Below are 17,534 nucleotides of genomic sequence, written 5' to 3'. Positions count from 1 at the left end.
GGGTGGGGCCGTTGTGACTTTGGTATGCCCCTTTGGGTGGATGCATGTCCTCCTTCGCGCGTACGCCGTCTTCGCGCGTACGCCGTCCTCGCGCGTACGCCGTCCTCGCGCGTACGCCGTCGTCCGCGCATGCCCCGGTCAGAAGCCCGGCTGCAGCGGGATCGCCCCCGGCCTGCGGGCCGCGAAGGACATCGTCTTGACGGTGGAGGCGCAGATCTGCTCCTTCACGAAGGCGGCGGGCCGCCCGGTGAGGACGAGTTCGCGGGGCGAGTCGTCGCTGCGGACCGACTGCACGAGCCCGTTGCGCCTGCCGAGGCTGACGCACTGGAGGACGAACGAGACGGGGTGGGCGACCGGTCCCTTTCCGCGTCCCTCCGCGATGATCGACGTCGCGATCCGCGACCCCATGGGCAGTGCGGCCTGGCAGGACATCCGGTGGGTGCCGCCCGCGTCTCCCGCGACGTAGATCTCCGGGTGCGAGACGGAGCGGTGCGCGGCGTCGACGTCGATGCGGCCGACGGAGTTGAGGGCGAGTCCTGCGTCGGCGGCGAGGCCGGTGTTCGGGACCATCGACGCCGACCAGACGACGGCGTCGGCGTCCACCGTGTCCGGGTCGCTGATGCGGTGGCCCTCCTCGACGCGTACGCCGAGCGAGGCGAGCGTCGTACGGAGGTGGGCGCGGCCCTTCACGGAGAGGCCGGGGGCGAGCGTGTCCGAGGTCAGCAGCCGGACCTGCCAGTCGCGGCCGTGCCGCTCGGCGAGTTCGGCGGCCATCTCGATGCCCGTCAACCCGCCGCCGACGACGGCCAGTCGGCCGGGCCCGTCGAGGAGCCGCTTGTGCAGGGCCGGGGCGGACTCGGCGGTGAAGAGGCGTTCGGAGCGGTCGGGGAGGCGGGTGGTGGAGCCGAGGGCGTACACCAGGCGGTCGTACGGGAGGACCAGGCCGGTGTCGGTGGTGACGGTGCGCGCGGCGGGGTCGAGGGAGACGGCGCGGCCGGTGTGGTGCGTGATGCGGGTGTGGCGCAGGAAGCGGGCGTTGAGGGGGTGGGTGACCTCGGACTCGGGGCGCCCGGCGGCGACCTCGTGGAGCCGGACGCGCTCGGTGAGGTGGCCGACGGGGTCCAGGAGGGTGACCTGGGCGTGCGGGGACAGCCGGAGGGCGGCCATGAGGCCGGAGTATCCGGCGCCGATGACGACGATGCGCTGCTGGGCCTGCTCGAAGGTGTTCATGTACGGGGGACGACGCGGCGGCGGGAAGTGTGAGGTGATGCCCGTCACAGGGCTCGTGACGGGGTGCGGGCCCCCGGGCTAGAGCGCGTGGAAGTCCAGGTGGCGGAGCTTCTCCGGGTTCACGACGACGTCGATGCCGGTGATCAGGCCGTTCTCGCCGACGGTGAAGGCCAGCACGCCCTGCTGGCCGATCACGGGGCCGTCCAGGACGAGTCCGGGCGCTCCGTTCACGTCGTACGTCAGCAGGCGCATGGTCGCCGGGTCGAACGCGCGGTAGAGCCGCTGGGCGACCATCGCGACCCTGTCCGCGCCGAAGATCGGCTTGCGGGCCGCGGTGACGAGGCCGCCGCCGTCGGAACGCCAGACGGCCTGCGGGTCCAGGACGCTGAGCAGCGCGTCGAGGTCGCCGCCCCCGGTGACGGCGGCGAGGAAGGTGTCCACGGCCCGCCGGTGCTCGGCGCGCGCGACGGACCGGCGCGGCTTCGCGTCCCGTACGTGCTTGCGCGCCTGTGACGCCAACTGCCGTACGGAAGCGGGGGACTTGTCCAGTGCGCCGGCGATCTCCGGGAACGGCACGTCGAAGACGTCGTGCAGTACGAAGGCGGTGCGCTCGGCCGGGGTGAGGCTCTCCATCACGGTGAGCATGGCGGTGCTGACGGACTCGTCGAGGGTGGCGCGCTCCTCGGGTCCGTCGGCGGCCGGGGTGGTGACCAGCGGCTCGGGCAGCCACGGCCCGACGTACCGCTCGCGGCGGGCGCGGGCGGAGGTCAGCTGGTCGTAGCAGATGCGGCTGACGGTGGTGGTGAGGTACGCACGGGGGTTGGCGGCGGTCCCGTCGTCGAGCGCGTGCCAGCGCAGCCAGGCCTCCTGCACGGCGTCGTCGGCGTCGGAGACGGACCCGGTGATGCGGTAGGCGACCGCGTGCAGGTGGCTGCGGTGCTGCTCGAACTGGGCCTGGTCCGCCATGGTTCGCACTCCCGGGTCTGCGGGGCTGGTCCTCATGAGGGTAAGGGGCGGGGCGGCTTTGCCAGGATGGACCCCATGGCCACACTCGTAGCGTTCTTCGCCCACCCCGACGACGAGGTCCTGCACGCGGGGGGCACGCTGGCCCGCGCGGCGGCGGAGGGGCACCGGGTGGTGCTGGTGTCCGCGACGGACGGGGAGATGGGTTCCGTACGGGGGGAGGTGAGGGGTTCGGTACGGGAGGAGGCGCCGCGGCTGGCCGAACTCCGCGCGAGCGGGGCGGCGTTGGGTGCGTCCCGGGTCGCGCACCTGGGATACGCGGACAGCGGCCACGGCAAGGACCTGTACCCGGACCCGCCGGACCGGCAGCGGTTCGTGCGGGCCCCGGCCCAGGAGGCCGCCGAGCGCCTGGCCGCGATCCTCCGGGAGGAGCGCGCGGACCTGCTGCTGATCCACGACGAGGGCGGCGGCTACGGCCACCGGGATCACGTAAGGGCGCACGGGGTGGGCCGGGCCGCTGCCGAACTGGCCGGGGTGGCAAGGGTGCTGGCGACGGCGATCCCGCGCACCGCACCGATCAGGCTGCTCCGGCTGACGGCCCTGCTGCGCTCGCCCCGCGGCTTCCGTACCGCGCGGCTTCGCGTCGAGTACACCCCGCGCGCCGCCGTCACCCACGCCGTCGACGCCCGCCGCTACGCGGCCCGGAAGCAGGCGGCACTGGCCGCGCACCGGTCGCAGGTGTGGGGCACGGGGCGCAGCGCGGGGGCGTTCCGGGCGCTGGTGCGGATGCCGACGGGGGTGTTCGGGGCGCTGCTGGGACGGGAGTGGTTCGTGGAGCTGGGCGGGGCACCGGGCGGGGTGCCGGTGGACCGGTCCTGACCTGCGGAGTTGCTGCTGTCAGGACTGATTGTCAGACCCCTGTGGAAGCATTCTTCACGTCAGCTGTAAACGACGTGGTTTGCGGGTGGGGGTCATGATTTCTTCGTACGGGTGTGAGGCGTGCGGCGGGCCGCAGGGCAGGTGGCGTCCGGCGCTGGGGCGGGCCGTGTGTGCGGCGTGCGAGCGGGCCGACGGTGGGCGCGAGCCGGTGCTGCTGGCCGAGGTGCTGGCGAGCACCGCGATCGAAATCGGCTCCGCGGCACGGCAGTTGCGGGCCGTGCCCGATCCGCGCACCTCCGGGGGCACGTCGTGCAAGCGGTGCGGGGCGGCGGCCGAGTGGCACCGGACGGTGCGCGGGAAGTGGATTCTGATCGAGCCGGGGGAGCGGGTCGTGGGTTCCGTTCCGGCGGGCAAGCGGTGGCGGATCGCGGGTGACGGGACGGCCGTCAATCTGGGTTCGGCGATACCGGCGGACACCTGCCGGATCAGCCACTTCGACCGGTGCCCGGCGAGGTCGGCGGGGGCTTCGGCGGCGGTGGCGTAGGGGGTGGTGGCGCAGGTGGCGGGGGCTTCGGCGGCGGTGGCGCAGGGGGCGGTGCGGGGTCTGCGAGGCCGGTGCGGGGCTCGCAAAAGTTTTTCGCGCCGGGCGGTCACACTTCCGCGGGGCGGCGAGTCATAGGGGTGTACGGGCCGAGCGGCCCGGCCGGAGCGGGACCGAGTCCGCTGCGGAGCACGCCTGATGAGGAGCCCCCGCCATGTCGACCACCTACGTTGTCGTGACCGTCGTCGCCGCTGTCATGGTCGGCTTCTCGGCCGGTTCGGCCGCCCTCGGTGCCAAGTGGGCCGTGGAGCCGATCAAGGACTACGGCGTCCCGCAGGCATGGCTGCCCCGGCTGGCCGCGGCCAAGGCGGCGGGCGCGGTCGGCCTGCTGGTGGGGCTTGCGGTGCCGGCGGTCGGGATCGCGGCCCAGGTCGCGCTCGTCCTGTACTTCGCCGGGGCGGTCGTCACGGTGGTCCGGGCCCGCTGGTACGCGCACATCCCGTTCCCGCTGGTGTACGCGGCGCCGGTGGTCGGGGCCCTGGTGCTGGGGCTGGCGGCCTGAGCGGGGCGGGTGGGGACACACCCCCACCCGCCCTGCGAGCCACGGGCGGATCAGCTGCTTCAGCTCCAGCTGTTCAGCCGGTCCGGCGCTCGGTCGTTCGGCTGCTCAGTTGCTTAGCTGCTCAGCGCGTCGTGGCCGGGACCCCCGTGGCCGCCGCTGCCGCTGTCACCGCCGGTCGTCGGCTTCGGGACAACCGGCTTGGAGAGGGAGCTCAGGTCGTGCGCGTAGGTGCCGACCGCGTGCGCGATGACGTCGACGTTGATGTCGAGCGCCTTCTTGTTGATGTTGCTGAGGTCGTCGCACTTCGAGTGGTAGCACTTGTCGTAGGCGACGCCCGCCTCACCGCCGAACTTGGCGGCCTGGGCAGGGGTCTTGACGCCCTCGGCGCCGGTGAAGGTGCCGCCGGACGGGATGCCGACCTCGATGAACGGACCGTAGTCGGAGCGCCCGCTGAAGTCGGTGCCCTCGTGCGGGAAGTTCTTGCTGTCGAGGAAGTCGTTGATGCCCTTTTCGAGTTGGGCGGAGCCTTCAGGACCCGGGCCCGAACCGGTGTTGTCCGAGTCGTCGCCGTCGTACACGAACTGGCCGAAGTTCGGCGAGGCGATCATGTCGAAGTTCAGGTAGAGCGCGACCTTCTTGCGCTGTTCCGGGGTGAGCTTGGCGACGTAGTCCTCGGCGCCGAGCAGGCCCAGCTCCTCCGCCGACCACCAGGCGAAACGCACCTTGTTGGCGGGCTTCTTGCCGTCCTTCGTCGCCTTCGCGAGCTTGAGGGCGACCTCGATCAGGCCCGCCGAGCCCGACGCGTTGTCGTTGATGCCGGGGCCGTCGGTGACCGAGTCCAGGTGCGCGCCCAGCATGACGGTCCGGTCCGCGTTGCCGCCCTTGGTCTCGGCGATGACGTTGCGGGTGGTCTTCACCTGCTGGATCTGGCGGATGTCCAGGGTGACCGTGACCGGGCCCTTGGCGATGTCGGCGGCCAGCGCTTCACCGTCGGCCTGGGTGATGCCGCCGGTGGGGAGCTTGGCGTCGGCTGGGGTGCCGAGGGTTCCGTTGAGGGTGCCGGGTTCGTTGTTGTAGACGATCGCGCCGACCGCGCCCGCCGTCGCCGCGGTGGCCTGCTTCTGTGCGAACGAGCAGCCGCCGCGCTTCATCAGGGCGATCTTGCCGGTGAACCCGGCCGCGTAGTCACCGGCCTCGCAGCCGGTGGTCGCGTCGACGGGGACGTGCGCGACCGACGCCTTCAGGCCACCGACCGGAGTGGACTTCGTGTACGACATCGCGATGATGTCGACGGTGCGGGGCGCCGGGGTGTCGACGGTCAGCTTCTCCGCCTGCGTCTCGATGTACGTGAAGTCGAACTTCTCGTAGTGGACGTCGTAGCCCGCCTTCTTGAGCAGGCCGAAGACGTACGCCCCCGAGGCGTCGTGGCCCAGCGAGCCCGCGGCACGGTGGCCGCCCGCCGAGTCCGCTATCGCCTGGAACTGCTTCAGGTGCTGGTACGCGCCCTCCCCCGACGAGTCCGCCACCAGCTTCTTCGCGAGCTTGGCGGCATCCTTCGCCGGGTCGGAGCCGCTGCGCTGTGCGGTGGCCGGGGAGGCGGCGGCGAGCAGGAGCGGCGTGGCGATCGCCAGGGACGCGACGGCGGCCACGGCTCTGCGACTGCGGGATGAAGCGTTCACAGGAGTCCTCTCGATGCGAACAAAATGTGAGGGGAAGCTAGCGACTTCGGGGGCGTCTGGGAATGCCTGTGCCACAACTCACCCTGGGATTCTGCTGGCTGGCTCCCGTGCAGGCGCGCGAGGTCGGCCGAATGGCGCTCTTGTGTCACTCGGACTGTGTGCGACCCCAGTTGGGGCACGTGGGGGCACACACAAACGGGGGCTGCCGGTCCGCAGTCAGAGATCCAGCCGCAGCGACAGGAGCTGGTCGAGGCCGTCCTTGATCTGTGCCGCCGTCACCCCGCGGCTCTCGTGCAGGTGCTGGATCAGGCTCGGGGAGAGCGTCGCGAGCAGCAGGTGCGCCACCAGGGCGGCGTTCGCCCGCGGCTGGACCTGCCCGACCAGCATCGCGGCATGGGTGTGCAGCGTCAGGTACGGGGCGCCGTTGTACCGGCCGCGCGGCGATGCGCTCTCCGCGGCCAGCAGGATTTCCTGCTGCTCGGCGACCCGGTCGGCGAGCGCGTACAGGAAGGCGCGCAGCCGGACGGCCGGCGGGGTCGGCGGTGCGGGCAGCGCGTCGGGGCCGAGCGGCGGCGGGCCGCTCATGAAGGCCTCCTGGAACTGCTGCTCCCGGTCGTCGAGGAGTGCGTACAGCAGCTTCTGTACGTCCCCGAAGCGCCGGTAGACGGTGCCGACACCGATGCCGCTGGCGTGCGCGACCGCGTTCATGGTGAGGGAGTCGGGGCCCTTGTCGGCCACGATCCGGGCGGCGGCGTCGAGGATCCTGCGCCGGTTGCGGGCGGCGTCGGCGCGCTCGGCGGGGGGCCGGTCGGCCCGCGGGAGGGCGGGGTGACCTGCGGGGGCGGGACGAGTGGTGGGGTCAGGACGAGTGGTGGGGGCGGGACGAGTGGCGGGGGCGGGATCGCTCTCGGGCTCGCGCATGGCGGGAGCGTACCCGAACCGGACAGTTATCCACTTCTCTCGACATGGCTCTTGCCAACCGGATAGTCATCCGCTTCACTCCTCGGGTGGCAACTCAACACGGCGCGTTCACACTGCGCCAGGCCTGCTGGGAATTGGTCCTCACCGCCGCCCTCCTCCTTCTCGTCGTCACCGCCGTCCGCTGGTTGCTGGTCGCCGATTCCCCGGCGGTGGCGGCCGTGCCCGACCCCACCCTCCGGCTGACGGCGGTCGCGCTCGTCGTCGGTGCGGTGATCGCCCTTGTGATGTCGCCCGCCCTCCAGCGGGTGACCGCCGGACACCTCAATCCGGCGGTCACCGTCGGCCTGTGGGCGCTGCGCGCGTTCCCCGGCCGGGCCGTACTCCCTTTTGTGGCCGCCCAGTTGGTGGGTTCCGCACTCGGTACGTTCCTGGGGCGCGCGGTGTGGGGTCCGGCCGCGGACGCCGCCGCCGTGGCTCCCGGCGAGGCGTGGCACGGGGCCTGGGGCGGGGCGGCCGTACCGGCCCTTGAGGCCGCCGCGATGGCGGCGATGACGCTGCTCGCGGCGTACGCACCGGGGGTCCCGCGCCTCGCCCGCGCGCTGCCCCTCCTCATGGGCGGCAGCGTCGCGGCGGCGATCGTCGGGCTCGGCCCCGTCACCGGAGGCTCGGTCAACCCGGCCCGCCAGTTCGGCCCGGCCCTGCTCTCCGGGCACACCGCGCACCTGGCCACGTACCTGGTGGCCCCGGTGCTCGGTGCGCTGCTCGCGGCGGGGGCGTATCTGATCAGCGGGCGGCGGAGGCGCCGTGCGCTGCCGGAGCACTGTGCGCTGCCGGAGCATCGTGCCCGGCCGGAGCTCCCGCAGGCGACGGCGGGATGACGCGGCCGGCTTCCCGCCCCGTACGGTTGCGGAGTCCGAAGGCGCCCACGGCCGCCCCCAGCACCGCCGCACCGAGCGGCACCCACAAGGCCGCGTGGTACCCGTCGAGCAGTTCGGCCGGTGAACTGCCGCTCGTGGCGGCCACATTGACCGCCGTGGCCGTCGAAAGGCCGAGCGCGGCGCCGAACTGGAACGACGTGTAGAAGAGCCCGCCCGCCATCCCCTGCTCCGCCTCGTCGACGCCCTCGGTCGCCACGATCGTCATCGGCCCGTACGTCAGCGAGAACGCCAGCCCGAGCAGCAGCATGCTCGGGAACATCGCCAGGTACGTCCAGTCCGCGGCCACCGGCAGGAACAGCGCGTACGCGAGAGCCGCCGCCAGCACCCCGCCGAAGATCACCCGGGCGTTGCCGAACCGCGCCACCAGCCGCGGGGTGAGCGTCGGCGAAAGCACCGCGTCCAGTCCGACGACGAGCATCGCGAAGCTGGTCTCCAGCGTGGACCAGCCGCGCAGCTCCTGGAGGTAGAGCACGGCCAGGAACTGGAATCCGAAGAAGCCGGCCGCCAGGAGCAGCCCGGAGAGATTGACGCGGACCAGCGCGCCCTTCCCCGAGCGGAAGATGCCAAGACGTACGACGGGGGTGCCGCCCGCCCGCTCCACCCGCCGCTCGATCACGACGAAGCCCGCGAGGAGGGCCAGTCCCGCGCCGAGCGTGGCCGCGGTCCAGCCGGGGGTGGTGTGCGCGGCGCGCTCCACCCCGAGCACCAGCGTCACGATCCCGGCGGTCACGGTGACCCCGCCCGCGAGGTCGAGGCGCTGCCCCGCTCCCCGGCCCGGGTGCTCCGGACGGGGCGTCTTCGGTACGAGCGCGAGCGCGGCCACCAGGATCAGCGCCGACAGCACGACGGGTGCGAAGAACACCCAGCGCCAGCCGAGCACCGTGAGCAGCCCGCCCACGACGAGCCCGATGGAGAAGCCGCCCGCCGCGGTGCCGGAGTAGAAGAGCAGCGCCTTGTTGCGCTGCGGCCCCTCGGCGAACCCGGTGGTGATGATGGAGAGCCCCGCCGGGGTCATGAAGGCCGCCGCGATCCCGGTCACGAAGCGGGCGGCGACCAGCATCCAGCCTTCGGTGGCGAGTCCGCCGAGCCCGGAGAACAGCAGGAAGACACCGAGCCACAGCACGAACATCCGGCGCCGCCCGAAGAGGTCGGCGGCCCGTCCGCCGAGCAGCATGAAGCCGCCGTAGCCGAGGACGTACGCGCTCATCACCCACTGCAGTTGGCCGGTGGAGAGCCCCAGATCGGCCCGGATCGAGGGCAGCGCCACATTGAGCATGGCGATGTCGATGCCTTCGAGGAAGATCGCTCCGCACAGGACGAGCAGAACGCCCCACTGGCGGGTGGACATGGAGAGGGAATTGGTTCGGAGAGCGGGTGAAGTGGTCACTCGTTCACCTTCGGCGGGGCGCAGACCAGGAACAATGCCGAAGAAAGCAACGTTCGTTCAACTGGGCTTACCGATCGGACGGGCCCGTCGATCCGCTGATCCGCCCCGCCGAGCGCAGGAGAAACCCATGGAACGCGACGAACTCGAATGCTTCCTCCTTCTCGCCGAGGAACTGCACTTCGGCCGCACCGCCGACCGCATGCACCTCTCCCGCGCCCGCGTCAGCCAGCTGATCAGCCGTCTGGAGCGGCGCGTCGGCGCACCGCTCTTCGTCCGTACGAGCCGCAGGGTCGGGCTCACCGCGCTCGGCCGACAGCTGCGCGGCGACCTGGAACCGCACCACCGGGCGATCGGCGAGGCCCTCGCCAGGGCGGTCGAGACCGCCCGCGGGATCGACGCGACCCTGAACGTCGGATTCTCCAATCCACTGGCCGGGGAAATCGTCATGAAGACGGCAGACGCGCTGCGGATCAGTCACCCCCAATTGGCGTTGGAAATCTGCGACGTGCCGCTCGCCGACCCGTACGGACAGTTGCGCAGCGGCGAATTCGACGTACAACTGACGGAATTCCCGGCCAGGGAAGCCGATCTGGGGACGAGCGCGGCCCCGCTCCTCACCGAGCAGAGGGTGCTGGCGATCGGCTCCGGGCACCCGCTCTCCGCGCGCGCCTCGCTCTCCCTGGAGGACCTGGCCGGAGTGCCCCTCCTGCCGGCGCTCGGCGAACTGCCGGACTACTGGCAGGAGTACCTCGCGCCGAGCCGTACGCCCGGCGGCCTGGCCATCGCGCGCGGCCCCGCGGTGACCAATATGCAGGAGGCGTTGGTGCTGGTGGCGGCCGGAAGGGGCGCGCTGCTGGCCGCCGCGCACACGGCGACGTACTACGCGCGCCCCGGCATCTGCTTCGTGCCCTTCGCGGACGCGGAGCCGGTCGGGCACGGGCTGGTGTGGCGGGCGGGCGACGAGACGGGCGCACTGCGGACCTTCGTACGGGCGGCGCAGGAGGTCGCCCGCGCGGCGCAGGAGGTCGCGCGCGCGATCTGAGCGCGGCCCGTCCCCCCTCCCGCTCCCCGGGCTGTGAAACACCTCACAGAGAAAACTCCGGGGCCGTGGGCAACTGTCCATCTTGGCGGCATTCGTTCCGCCGCACTCTGACCGGCTTTCCGTACCGGACGGTAATTCCCCTTCTCCGGCCGGAATTCCAGTCGTACGATCTTGCCTGCTGCCGCCCGCGTGAGCAGAACCCCGCAGCGGCGCCCGCTCTTCGCATTCTTCCGCTTTCTCTTTCTCTCATCTCCCTTACCCAGAAAAGGGCTTCAGTTGAAGATTCGCCGCATTCTCGCGACGGCTGTGGCCGCTGCGGTCACCACGCCCGTCGTATTCCTCGCGGCCGCGCCCGCTTTCGCGGCGGAAGCGCCGACGGCCGGGCAGGCACAGGGCCAGAAGGCCAAGCCCACCCCGGCCGAGCTGGAGAAGCTCGAAAAGGCCGCCGCCGACGCGAAGAAGGCGTACGACGACGCTGTCGCCGACCGGGACGTCATCGTCGCGGCGGCGCTCGCCGAGCTCAACAACCCGGACATGCCCTACCTGGTGAAGGCGGCCGAGGCGAAGAAGGCGGCCAAGGACGCCGCGGACGCCAAGACCGCCGCGGACAAGAAGGTCACCGAGGCGCAGGCGGCCCTCGACGCGCTGCCGACGGACGCCACCGACGCCGACAAGGCCCCCCTCCAGCAGGCGCTCAAGACCGCGCAGGAGGAAGCCGTCAAGGCGGCGGACGCCAAGACGGCCGCAGACAAGGCGTACACCGAGGCCGACACGGCCGCGGACGACGCGCGGGTCGCCGCGTCGCGACGGATCCACGTCGCCCGTACCACCGCCGACAAGGCCCTGGCCGTGAAGACGGCCGCGGACAAGGCACTCGCCGACGCCAAGGCCGAGGCGGGCAAGCCCGACCCGACGAAGCCGCCGACGCCGAGCCCGGACCCGACGGACCCGACCAAGCCGCCGACGCCGGACCCGACGAAGCCGCCCGTCGACGAGGAGTGCAAGGTCGACGCGTCGCTCAGCTCCACGCTGGTCGGCCTGCCGTCCAAGGTCGTCGCCGGTACGACGGTGAACTTCACCCTCCGCGTCACCAACACCACGCGGAAGGACTTCGACGAGGTCAAGCCGTTCGCCGTGGTCTACGGCGGCAGCAAGAGCGACTACAACGACATCGGCAACCTGCTGCACCTGCAGTCCGCAGGCGCCGGTTCCTCCGACTGGAAGGACGTCGGGGAGGCCCAGTACGCGGGCACCGTCACCAATCTGAAGGCCGGCAAGTCCGCCGACCTGAAGCTGCGGCTGACGGTCGACAAGAAGGCCCCGGCCGCCGACGGCATCGCCTTCGTCGCCGGTGACTACTGGAACGAGAACGGTTCCTGCGGCGGCAACGAGCTGAAGGAGTACTCCTTCTCGATCCTCGCCGCGGGCAGCAAGCCCGGCAAGGTCGACGACGCCACGTCCACCCCGGTCAAGGGCAACACCCAGGTCCCGACCCCGCAGGGCGGCACGTCCACGGTCCCGGTGAGCACCGACGCAGGGAACCTCGCCTCGACCGGCGCCGACGGCACCTCGCAGCTCGCCCTCGCGGCGGGTGCGGCGATCGTGCTCGGCGCGGGCGCGGTCTTCGTCGTGCGCCGCCGGAAGGCGGACCAGCAGGGCTGACGCCGGTAAGGGGCAGTAGCCCCTGGCAGGACGGAAGGAGGCGGGGAGGACCGGAGAACCGGCCCTCCCCGCCTCTCGTGCGCCCGCTCCCCGCACGCACGGAGGGGCCCGGACCGCATCCCCGCGGCCCGGACCCCTCCACCCCTGCCCCCGTAACTCACTTCCCGAGCAGCCCCCGCACCGCCGCCCGGTCCACGTTCGTCAGGGCCCGCACCAGCTTCGGCGTGAGGAAGACGATCAGCAGGCCGAGCAGCGACACCGCGGCGACCTGGAGGGGCGAGGAGATGTCGTACGTGTGGTGGACGCCGCCGGCGGTGTAGTCGTAGACGCGGTAGCCGCTCCAGCCGTCCACGTACCGCGGGAAGACCCAGTTGTACGCGGGCAGCAGCGCGACCGCCCAGCCCACGGCCAGGAAGACCACCGTCGTCACGAAGCTGAACACCCGCCACGGGAACATCACGAACTGGAACAGCAGCGCCTGCCACCCCTTCACGTCCGAGAGGCGCCGGTGCATCGCACCCCAGAAGCCGCCCCGCTCCGAAGCGGCCAGCGGCCCGGGGTCCGCCACGTCGAGCCCGAGCCCGTGCCGCGCCCGCACCCGCTCCGCCGCCCCCAGCCCCCGCGCCCCGGCCAGCATCGCGGCCAGCACCGGAAGCCCGAGGACGGTGACGACGAGCGCGGCACCCGTCGAGAACATCGCGACGGCGAACACGAACCCGCCGACCGCCACCGGAAGCGAGGTGAGCGTGTACCCGATCTCCCGGTACGTGGCGGCGGCGAACGGCCCCCGCAGAAAGCCGACCCGGGGCGCGGCGGGCGCGGAACCGGCGTCGCTGTCGTAGCGGTAGGAGAGCGGGGCGGTGGTGACGGCGGTCATGGCGGGCCTCGAATCATCGCGGTGGGGACGTCTCGCAACGTTCCGTGCTGACGGAGTGTCTGGCGGAGTGGCTGCCGGAGCAGCTGATGGATCAAACGATCCCGGAAACGCCCGCCCGACGGCATGGGGCGGCCCAGCCGATCGGGGGTGGTGCTAGCCCCCCGACGGGCGGTGCGGTTCCGGCTCCTGCCGCAACTCGGCGTCCTCTCCGCGCAGCGCCGCGTTCTCCTCCCTCAGACGCGGGTCGTGGCCGGCTCTTCCTGGTGCACGGCACCCTGGGCGACGATGCCGCTGGAGCGACGGCCGCGGTATTGGAGGTGGCCTGCCCAGAGGGAGCCGAGGAGCGCGACGGCGCCGAGGGCGGCCCCCACCCATGCGACGGAGGCGTAGCCGAGGCCGGCGCTGATGGCCGTGCCGCCGAGGGCGGGAGCCAGCGTGTTTCCGACATTGAAGGCAGAGGTGTTGGTCGCGCCGACGAGGGTGGGCGCGCCGGGTGCCACGACGAACACTCGCGACTGCAGGACGGGATTGGTGACGTAGCCGACCAGGCCGAGGACGAAGACCAGGAGGACGGTGACCACCGTGTTCCTCGCCGTAAGGGCCAGGAGCACAGAGGCCAGTACCAGGATTCCGGTACCCAGGACGAGCGTGCGGATCGGATGGGTCCCGGCGACCTTGCCGCCGATGGCCATCCCGATCAGGCCGCCCACGCCGAAGAGGGCCAGGAGGACGGGCACCCAGCCTTCGGACAGGCCGGTGACATCGGTGAGCAGCGTGGCGAGGTAGCTGAAGGTGACGATGACCGCGCCGAAGGCGAAGGCGGTCACGGCGTAGGACAGCCAGAGCTGCGGGCGGGCCATGGCCTTCAGTTCGCTGCGGATCGTGCGCTGTTCGTCTGCGGCACCCTTGCCTCCGGGGACGGCGAACAGGGAGCACAGCAGACTCACCAGGGTGAGGGCCGCGACGCCCCAGAAGGCGGCGCGCCAGCCGGAGAACTGGCTGAGCAACGACCCGGCGGGCACACCGACGATGGTGGCGAGGGTCAGGCCGGAGGCGACGACGGCGACGGCCTTGCCCTTGGCGTGGGCCGGAACGAGCGCGACGGCGGTGGCGACGGCAACGGCCCAGAAGCCGGCGTAGGCGAGGGCGCTGATGACGCGGGTGGCGAAGAGCACCCCGTAACCGGGCGCCAGGGCTCCGGCGACGTGGGCGGCGATGAAGACCGCTTGGAGGACCGCCAGGGCTGTGCGGCGAGGCCACTTGAGGGTCGCAACGGCCAGGAGCGGCGCGCCGACCACCATTCCGATCGCGAAGGCAGAGATGAGCAGACCGGCGTCAGGAATGGAGACGCCGAGGTCGTGGGCCATGTGGGGGAGCAGTCCGGACAGCATGAACTCCGACGTGCCCTGGGTGAAGATTCCCAGGCCGAGTACGTAGATGGCCAGGGGCATGGAGCGCCTCCAGTCGTGGGGTGATGAGAGCGGGTACCGACGGTCAGGGGGCGACGCTAACACGGTTTTGGAGCGCATGATTCAAAACTATTCAAGGCTGCCGCGCCGCCTCGAACTCTCCTGGCGGTGGCGCCGGTTGCCGAGGTGCTGGGGCCTCGTGGCAGGTTTTTGTGCGAACGCTCTAAAACATCTAGGGTGTGAGCATGGCCAGGCCCAGAAAGTTCGACGAGACGCACGCGCTCGCGGCTGCCATGGACACGTTCTGGCGGCAGGGTTACGAGGAGACATCCACCCGCGACCTGGCCGCGTGCACCGGCCTGGGCCAGTCGAGTCTGTACAACGCCTTCGGAGACAAACGGCAGTTGTATCTGCGAGCCCTGCGCCACTACTACGACACCACCAGGGTGGAGCAGGCCGCTCTCCTGCAGGGGCCGGGACCGGTCAAGAGCCGACTCCGGGAAATGATCGTCCGGGCGATCGACGCCGATCTCGCGGACCCTGAGACCCCGGGGTGCTTCGCCATCAACGCCTCCGTCGAGAAGGCCAGTTCGGACCCCGCGGTGAAGGAGGAGGTGCTGCGGCACTTCACCGCCGTCGAGGAGACTCTGTGCGAAGCCATCACCGGCGGACAGCGGACCGGCGAGATCACCGAGGCGCATGACGCCCGGACCTTGGCGGGTCAAGTGCTGAGCGGCTACTACGGCCTGCGGGTGCTCGCCAGGGTCCGCCGCGACCGGCAGGCCCTGCTGAACGTGGTGGACGGCATGCTGTCCACCTTCTGAGCGGATCCGGCGGAGTGGCGCGCGGCCCGGGCTCGGCGCCGACCGCGAGTTCCGTGGGAGGCGTGCGGCTCGGGGCTCAGCGCCGACCGCGAGCTCCGTGGGAGGCGTGCGGCGGGCGGTCGCCCGAGGCGTCCCACCAGGCGACCGCTTGCCCGAGGCGTCCCACCCCCGGCGACCGCTTGCCCTCTTCACCGGACGGTCAGTACCAGCTTCCCCGCGGTGCGGCCCGTGGCGCCGAGAGCGTGTGCCTTCGCCGCATCCGCCAGCTCGAACGTGCCGGCGATCTCGGCGCGCAGTCGGCCGTCGGCCGCGAGCCGGGCGACGGCCAGCATCCCGGCGTGATCGTCTTCGACCAGCATGGCCTGGGCGCGCACGCCGAGCCGGTCCGCCTCCGCGGCCAGTGCCGGGTGCCCGTCGGGGCGCAGGGACACCAGGAGGCCGCCCGGGCGCAGGCTGCGCAGTGAGCGGACGGCGTGCTCGCTGCCCTGGGCGTCCACGACGACGTCGGCGTCGCGGACGGCCTCGGTGACGTCCGTGCTGCGGTAGTCGATGACCTCGTCGGCGCCGAGGCCGCGTACGAAGTCGTGTTTGGGTGCGCTCGCGGTGCCGATGACGTACGCACCGAGGGTCTTGGCGATCTGTACGGCGAGGTGGCCGACGCCGCCGGCCGCCGCGTGGATCAGCACCCGCTGCCCGGCCCGGACGTGCGCGGTGTCGACGATCGCCTGCCAGGCGGTGAGTGCGGCCAGCGGCAGGGCGCCGGCCTGCACATGGTCGATGCCGGCGGGTTTGGGGGCGAAGGCGCGGGCGGGTCCTGTGGCGTACTCGGCGTGCGAACCGTGCCCGTAGGGGTAGGGCAGCATGCCGAAGACCTCGTCGCCGGGCTTGAAGAGAGTGACGCCGAGCCCGGCCTCCTCGACGACCCCGGAGACGTCCCAGCCGAGGACGAACGGCGGCTCGCCGAGCATGAGCCCGGCCATGGAACGGTGCTTCCAGTCGGTCGGGTTGACCCCGGCCGCGTGTACCCGGACGAGTACCTCGCCGGGCCCGGGAGTCGGTCGCGGCAACCGGACCTCCTTGAGCACCTCGGGGCCGCCGAGGACGTCCTGGCTGATCGCGCGCATGGTGGTGATGTCGTTCATGGACCTCAGCCTGCCGCCCGCCCGCGCCCGGCAGCAGTGGCCTGAATGCCATTAACCGATAGAATCGTGCCATGGCAACCGAACGCCGCGTCCGGCCGGTGCACCGCGTCGTCGTCCTGGCCCTCGACGGGGTCTACCCCTTCGAACTCGGCATCCCCCAGCGCGTCTTCGGCACGGCGGACGACCACTACGAGGTCGTCACCTGCACCGTCGACGGCCGCCCGGTACGCACCTGCGCCGACTTCGAGATCAACACCAGACAGGGGCCGGAGGCGCTGCGCACCGCCGACACGGTGATCATCCCGCCGTACGGTCCGCCACCCACCACGGCGGAGCTCCCGGCGGCGGTCACCGACGCCCTCGCGCTGATCCCGGCCACCGCCCGCACCGTCTCCATCTGCACCGGCGCCTTCACTCTCGCCGCGGCCGGGCTGCTCGACGGCCGCCCGGCCACGACGCACTGGAGCCTGGCGGACCGGTTCCGCGAGCTGTACCCGCGGGTGGCACTCGACCCCGACGTGCTCTTCGTCGACGACGGCGACGTCCTCACCTCGGCCGGGGCCGCGTCCGGCGTGGACGTGTGCCTCCACCTCGTACGCAAGGACCACGGCAGCGAGCTGGCGAACCGGGTCGCGCGGCGGTGCGTGGTCCCGCCGTGGCGGGAAGGCGGGCAGGCGCAGTACATCGAGCAGCCGGTACCCGCGCCGTCCGAGACCGGGACCGCGGCGACGCGGGACTGGGCGCTCGGACGGCTGGCCGAGCCCCTGACGCTGACCGACCTCGCCGGGCATGCCCGGATGAGCCTGCGTACCTTCGCCCGCCGGTTCCGGGACGAGGTGGGGATCAGCCCGGGACGGTGGCTGACCCGCCAACGCGTCGCCCGGGCACGGGAGCTGCTGGAGTCCAGCGACCTGCCCGTCGAGCAGATCGCCGGACAGGTGGGATTCGCGACGGCCGCCTCGCTGCGCCAGCACCTGCACACCGCGATCGGCGTCTCACCACAGGCGTACCGCCGCACCTTTCAAGCCGCGGACGGCGACTGACCCTCCCGCCGGGCGACATGGACGGGAAAAGACGAAGGCCCGAACCGTTCACACGGTCCGGGCCTTCTGCCTGCGGAGGATACGAGATTCGAACTCGTGAGGGGTTGCCCCCAACACGCTTTCCAAGCGTGCGCCCTAGGCCACTAGGCGAATCCTCCGCCGCAAACAATACAAGACGTTGGGGAGTGCTTGCGACCGCGTTCCCGGGGAGGGGGTCGGGACGGGCGTCCGGAGGGATCCGCAGGTGGGACCGGGTCGTTTTTGGGGCAGGGGATCGGCTAGGGTGGGCTTCAGCCCCTCACGTGGCGCTATCTGACTGAACTCCCCCAGGGCCGGAAGGCAGCAAGGGTAGGTTGGCTCTGGCGGGTGCGTGGGGGGTCTTTGCGTTCCCCGGGGGCTTTCCGTCAGGGGTTCCGCGGTTTCGGTGGGGTGTCC

16 protein-coding genes, 1 tRNA gene and 1 other RNA gene are annotated in these 17,534 nt (G+C 71.9%); 9 read left to right on the top strand and 9 right to left on the bottom strand.

Annotated elements, in window-relative coordinates; genetic code table 11:
• Window positions 1-138: 138 nt before the first annotated feature.
• The gene (locus ACH4SP_RS12860; RefSeq protein WP_398413800.1) at window positions 139-1,230 is read right to left on the bottom strand and encodes an NAD(P)/FAD-dependent oxidoreductase; all 1,092 of its coding nucleotides are present in this window, start codon (window positions 1,228-1,230) and stop codon (window positions 139-141) included.
• Between the two features lie 78 nt (window positions 1,231-1,308).
• The gene (sigJ, locus tag ACH4SP_RS12855; RefSeq protein ID WP_398413798.1) at window positions 1,309-2,196 is read right to left on the bottom strand and encodes an RNA polymerase sigma factor SigJ; all 888 of its coding nucleotides are present in this window, start codon (window positions 2,194-2,196) and stop codon (window positions 1,309-1,311) included.
• 75 nt (window positions 2,197-2,271) lie between these two features.
• Here sigJ and ACH4SP_RS12850 point away from each other — a divergent pair, with 75 nt between their 5' ends.
• The 3 genes from ACH4SP_RS12850 (at window position 2,272) to ACH4SP_RS12840 (ending at window position 4,175) form a co-directional block, all read left to right on the top strand.
• Entirely contained in the window at window positions 2,272-3,072 is an 801-nt protein-coding gene (locus ACH4SP_RS12850) for a PIG-L deacetylase family protein (protein ID WP_398413796.1), read from the top strand.
• A gap of 94 nt (window positions 3,073-3,166) precedes the next feature.
• Window positions 3,167-3,616 (top strand): DUF6083 domain-containing protein, encoded by a 450-nt coding sequence (locus ACH4SP_RS12845; protein WP_398413794.1) that lies wholly within the window; start codon window positions 3,167-3,169, stop codon window positions 3,614-3,616.
• A gap of 211 nt (window positions 3,617-3,827) precedes the next feature.
• The gene (locus ACH4SP_RS12840) at window positions 3,828-4,175 is read left to right on the top strand and encodes a DoxX family protein (protein ID WP_398413791.1); all 348 of its coding nucleotides are present in this window, start codon (window positions 3,828-3,830) and stop codon (window positions 4,173-4,175) included.
• Window positions 4,176-4,288: 113 nt separating this feature from the next.
• On the opposite strand, the gene ACH4SP_RS12835 is transcribed toward ACH4SP_RS12840, so the two are convergent.
• Window positions 4,289-5,824 (bottom strand): M28 family metallopeptidase, encoded by a 1,536-nt coding sequence (locus tag ACH4SP_RS12835; protein ID WP_398415045.1) that lies wholly within the window; start codon window positions 5,822-5,824, stop codon window positions 4,289-4,291.
• 246 nt (window positions 5,825-6,070) lie between these two features.
• Window positions 6,071-6,775, bottom strand: coding sequence for a TetR/AcrR family transcriptional regulator (locus ACH4SP_RS12830; protein WP_398413789.1), 705 nt, complete (start codon window positions 6,773-6,775; stop codon window positions 6,071-6,073).
• 86 nt (window positions 6,776-6,861) lie between these two features.
• Here ACH4SP_RS12830 and ACH4SP_RS12825 point away from each other — a divergent pair, with 86 nt between their 5' ends.
• The gene (locus ACH4SP_RS12825; RefSeq protein WP_398413787.1) at window positions 6,862-7,653 is read left to right on the top strand and encodes an aquaporin; all 792 of its coding nucleotides are present in this window, start codon (window positions 6,862-6,864) and stop codon (window positions 7,651-7,653) included.
• Here ACH4SP_RS12825 and ACH4SP_RS12820 read toward each other — a convergent pair.
• Window positions 7,559-9,061: an MFS transporter gene (locus ACH4SP_RS12820; RefSeq protein ID WP_398415043.1), complete on the bottom strand. Its 1,503-nt coding sequence runs from the start codon at window positions 9,059-9,061 to the stop codon at window positions 7,559-7,561. The genes ACH4SP_RS12825 and ACH4SP_RS12820 overlap by 95 nt on opposite strands.
• 166 nt (window positions 9,062-9,227) lie before the next feature.
• Between ACH4SP_RS12820 and ACH4SP_RS12815 the strand changes: the two genes are divergently transcribed.
• On the top strand, window positions 9,228-10,142 hold the full coding sequence (locus ACH4SP_RS12815) for a LysR family transcriptional regulator (protein ID WP_398413785.1): 915 nt from the start codon (window positions 9,228-9,230) through the stop codon (window positions 10,140-10,142).
• A gap of 276 nt (window positions 10,143-10,418) precedes the next feature.
• Window positions 10,419-11,804, top strand: coding sequence for an LPXTG cell wall anchor domain-containing protein (locus ACH4SP_RS12810; RefSeq protein ID WP_398413783.1), 1,386 nt, complete (start codon window positions 10,419-10,421; stop codon window positions 11,802-11,804).
• Window positions 11,805-11,961: 157 nt separating this feature from the next.
• On the opposite strand, the gene ACH4SP_RS12805 is transcribed toward ACH4SP_RS12810, so the two are convergent.
• Together ACH4SP_RS12805 and ACH4SP_RS12800 are read right to left on the bottom strand one after the other, a co-directional pair.
• Window positions 11,962-12,681: a sensor domain-containing protein gene (locus ACH4SP_RS12805; protein WP_398413780.1), complete on the bottom strand. Its 720-nt coding sequence runs from the start codon at window positions 12,679-12,681 to the stop codon at window positions 11,962-11,964.
• Between the two features lie 233 nt (window positions 12,682-12,914).
• Window positions 12,915-14,132, bottom strand: coding sequence for a Cmx/CmrA family chloramphenicol efflux MFS transporter (locus tag ACH4SP_RS12800; protein ID WP_398413778.1), 1,218 nt, complete (start codon window positions 14,130-14,132; stop codon window positions 12,915-12,917).
• A 203-nt stretch (window positions 14,133-14,335) separates the two neighbouring features.
• On the opposite strand from ACH4SP_RS12800, the gene ACH4SP_RS12795 reads away from it, so the two are divergent.
• Window positions 14,336-14,914, top strand: coding sequence for a TetR/AcrR family transcriptional regulator (locus ACH4SP_RS12795; protein WP_398413776.1), 579 nt, complete (start codon window positions 14,336-14,338; stop codon window positions 14,912-14,914).
• Window positions 14,915-15,102: 188 nt separating this feature from the next.
• On the opposite strand, the gene ACH4SP_RS12790 is transcribed toward ACH4SP_RS12795, so the two are convergent.
• Window positions 15,103-16,056, bottom strand: a complete 954-nt coding sequence (locus ACH4SP_RS12790; RefSeq protein WP_398413774.1) for an NADP-dependent oxidoreductase — start codon at window positions 16,054-16,056, stop codon at window positions 15,103-15,105.
• Between the two features lie 71 nt (window positions 16,057-16,127).
• Between ACH4SP_RS12790 and ACH4SP_RS12785 the strand changes: the two genes are divergently transcribed.
• Window positions 16,128-17,099 carry a GlxA family transcriptional regulator gene (locus ACH4SP_RS12785; protein ID WP_398413772.1) on the top strand — a complete coding sequence of 324 codons (972 nt, stop codon included), beginning with the start codon at window positions 16,128-16,130 and terminating at the stop codon, window positions 17,097-17,099.
• A gap of 73 nt (window positions 17,100-17,172) precedes the next feature.
• On the opposite strand, the gene ACH4SP_RS12780 is transcribed toward ACH4SP_RS12785, so the two are convergent.
• Window positions 17,173-17,257 (bottom strand) — tRNA-Ser (locus ACH4SP_RS12780).
• A gap of 131 nt (window positions 17,258-17,388) precedes the next feature.
• On the opposite strand from ACH4SP_RS12780, the gene ffs reads away from it, so the two are divergent.
• Window positions 17,389-17,485: signal recognition particle sRNA small type (gene ffs / locus ACH4SP_RS12775), an RNA gene on the top strand.
• Window positions 17,486-17,534: the final 49 nt, after the last annotated feature.

Origin of the sequence: Streptomyces sp. NPDC021093 (assembly GCF_044333135.1) — a bacterium.
In the GTDB taxonomy this organism is placed as follows: domain Bacteria; phylum Actinomycetota; class Actinomycetes; order Streptomycetales; family Streptomycetaceae; genus Streptomyces.
The sequence above is the reverse complement of the archived record's forward strand: the minus strand, read 5'-3'. Positions and strand labels throughout refer to the sequence as shown.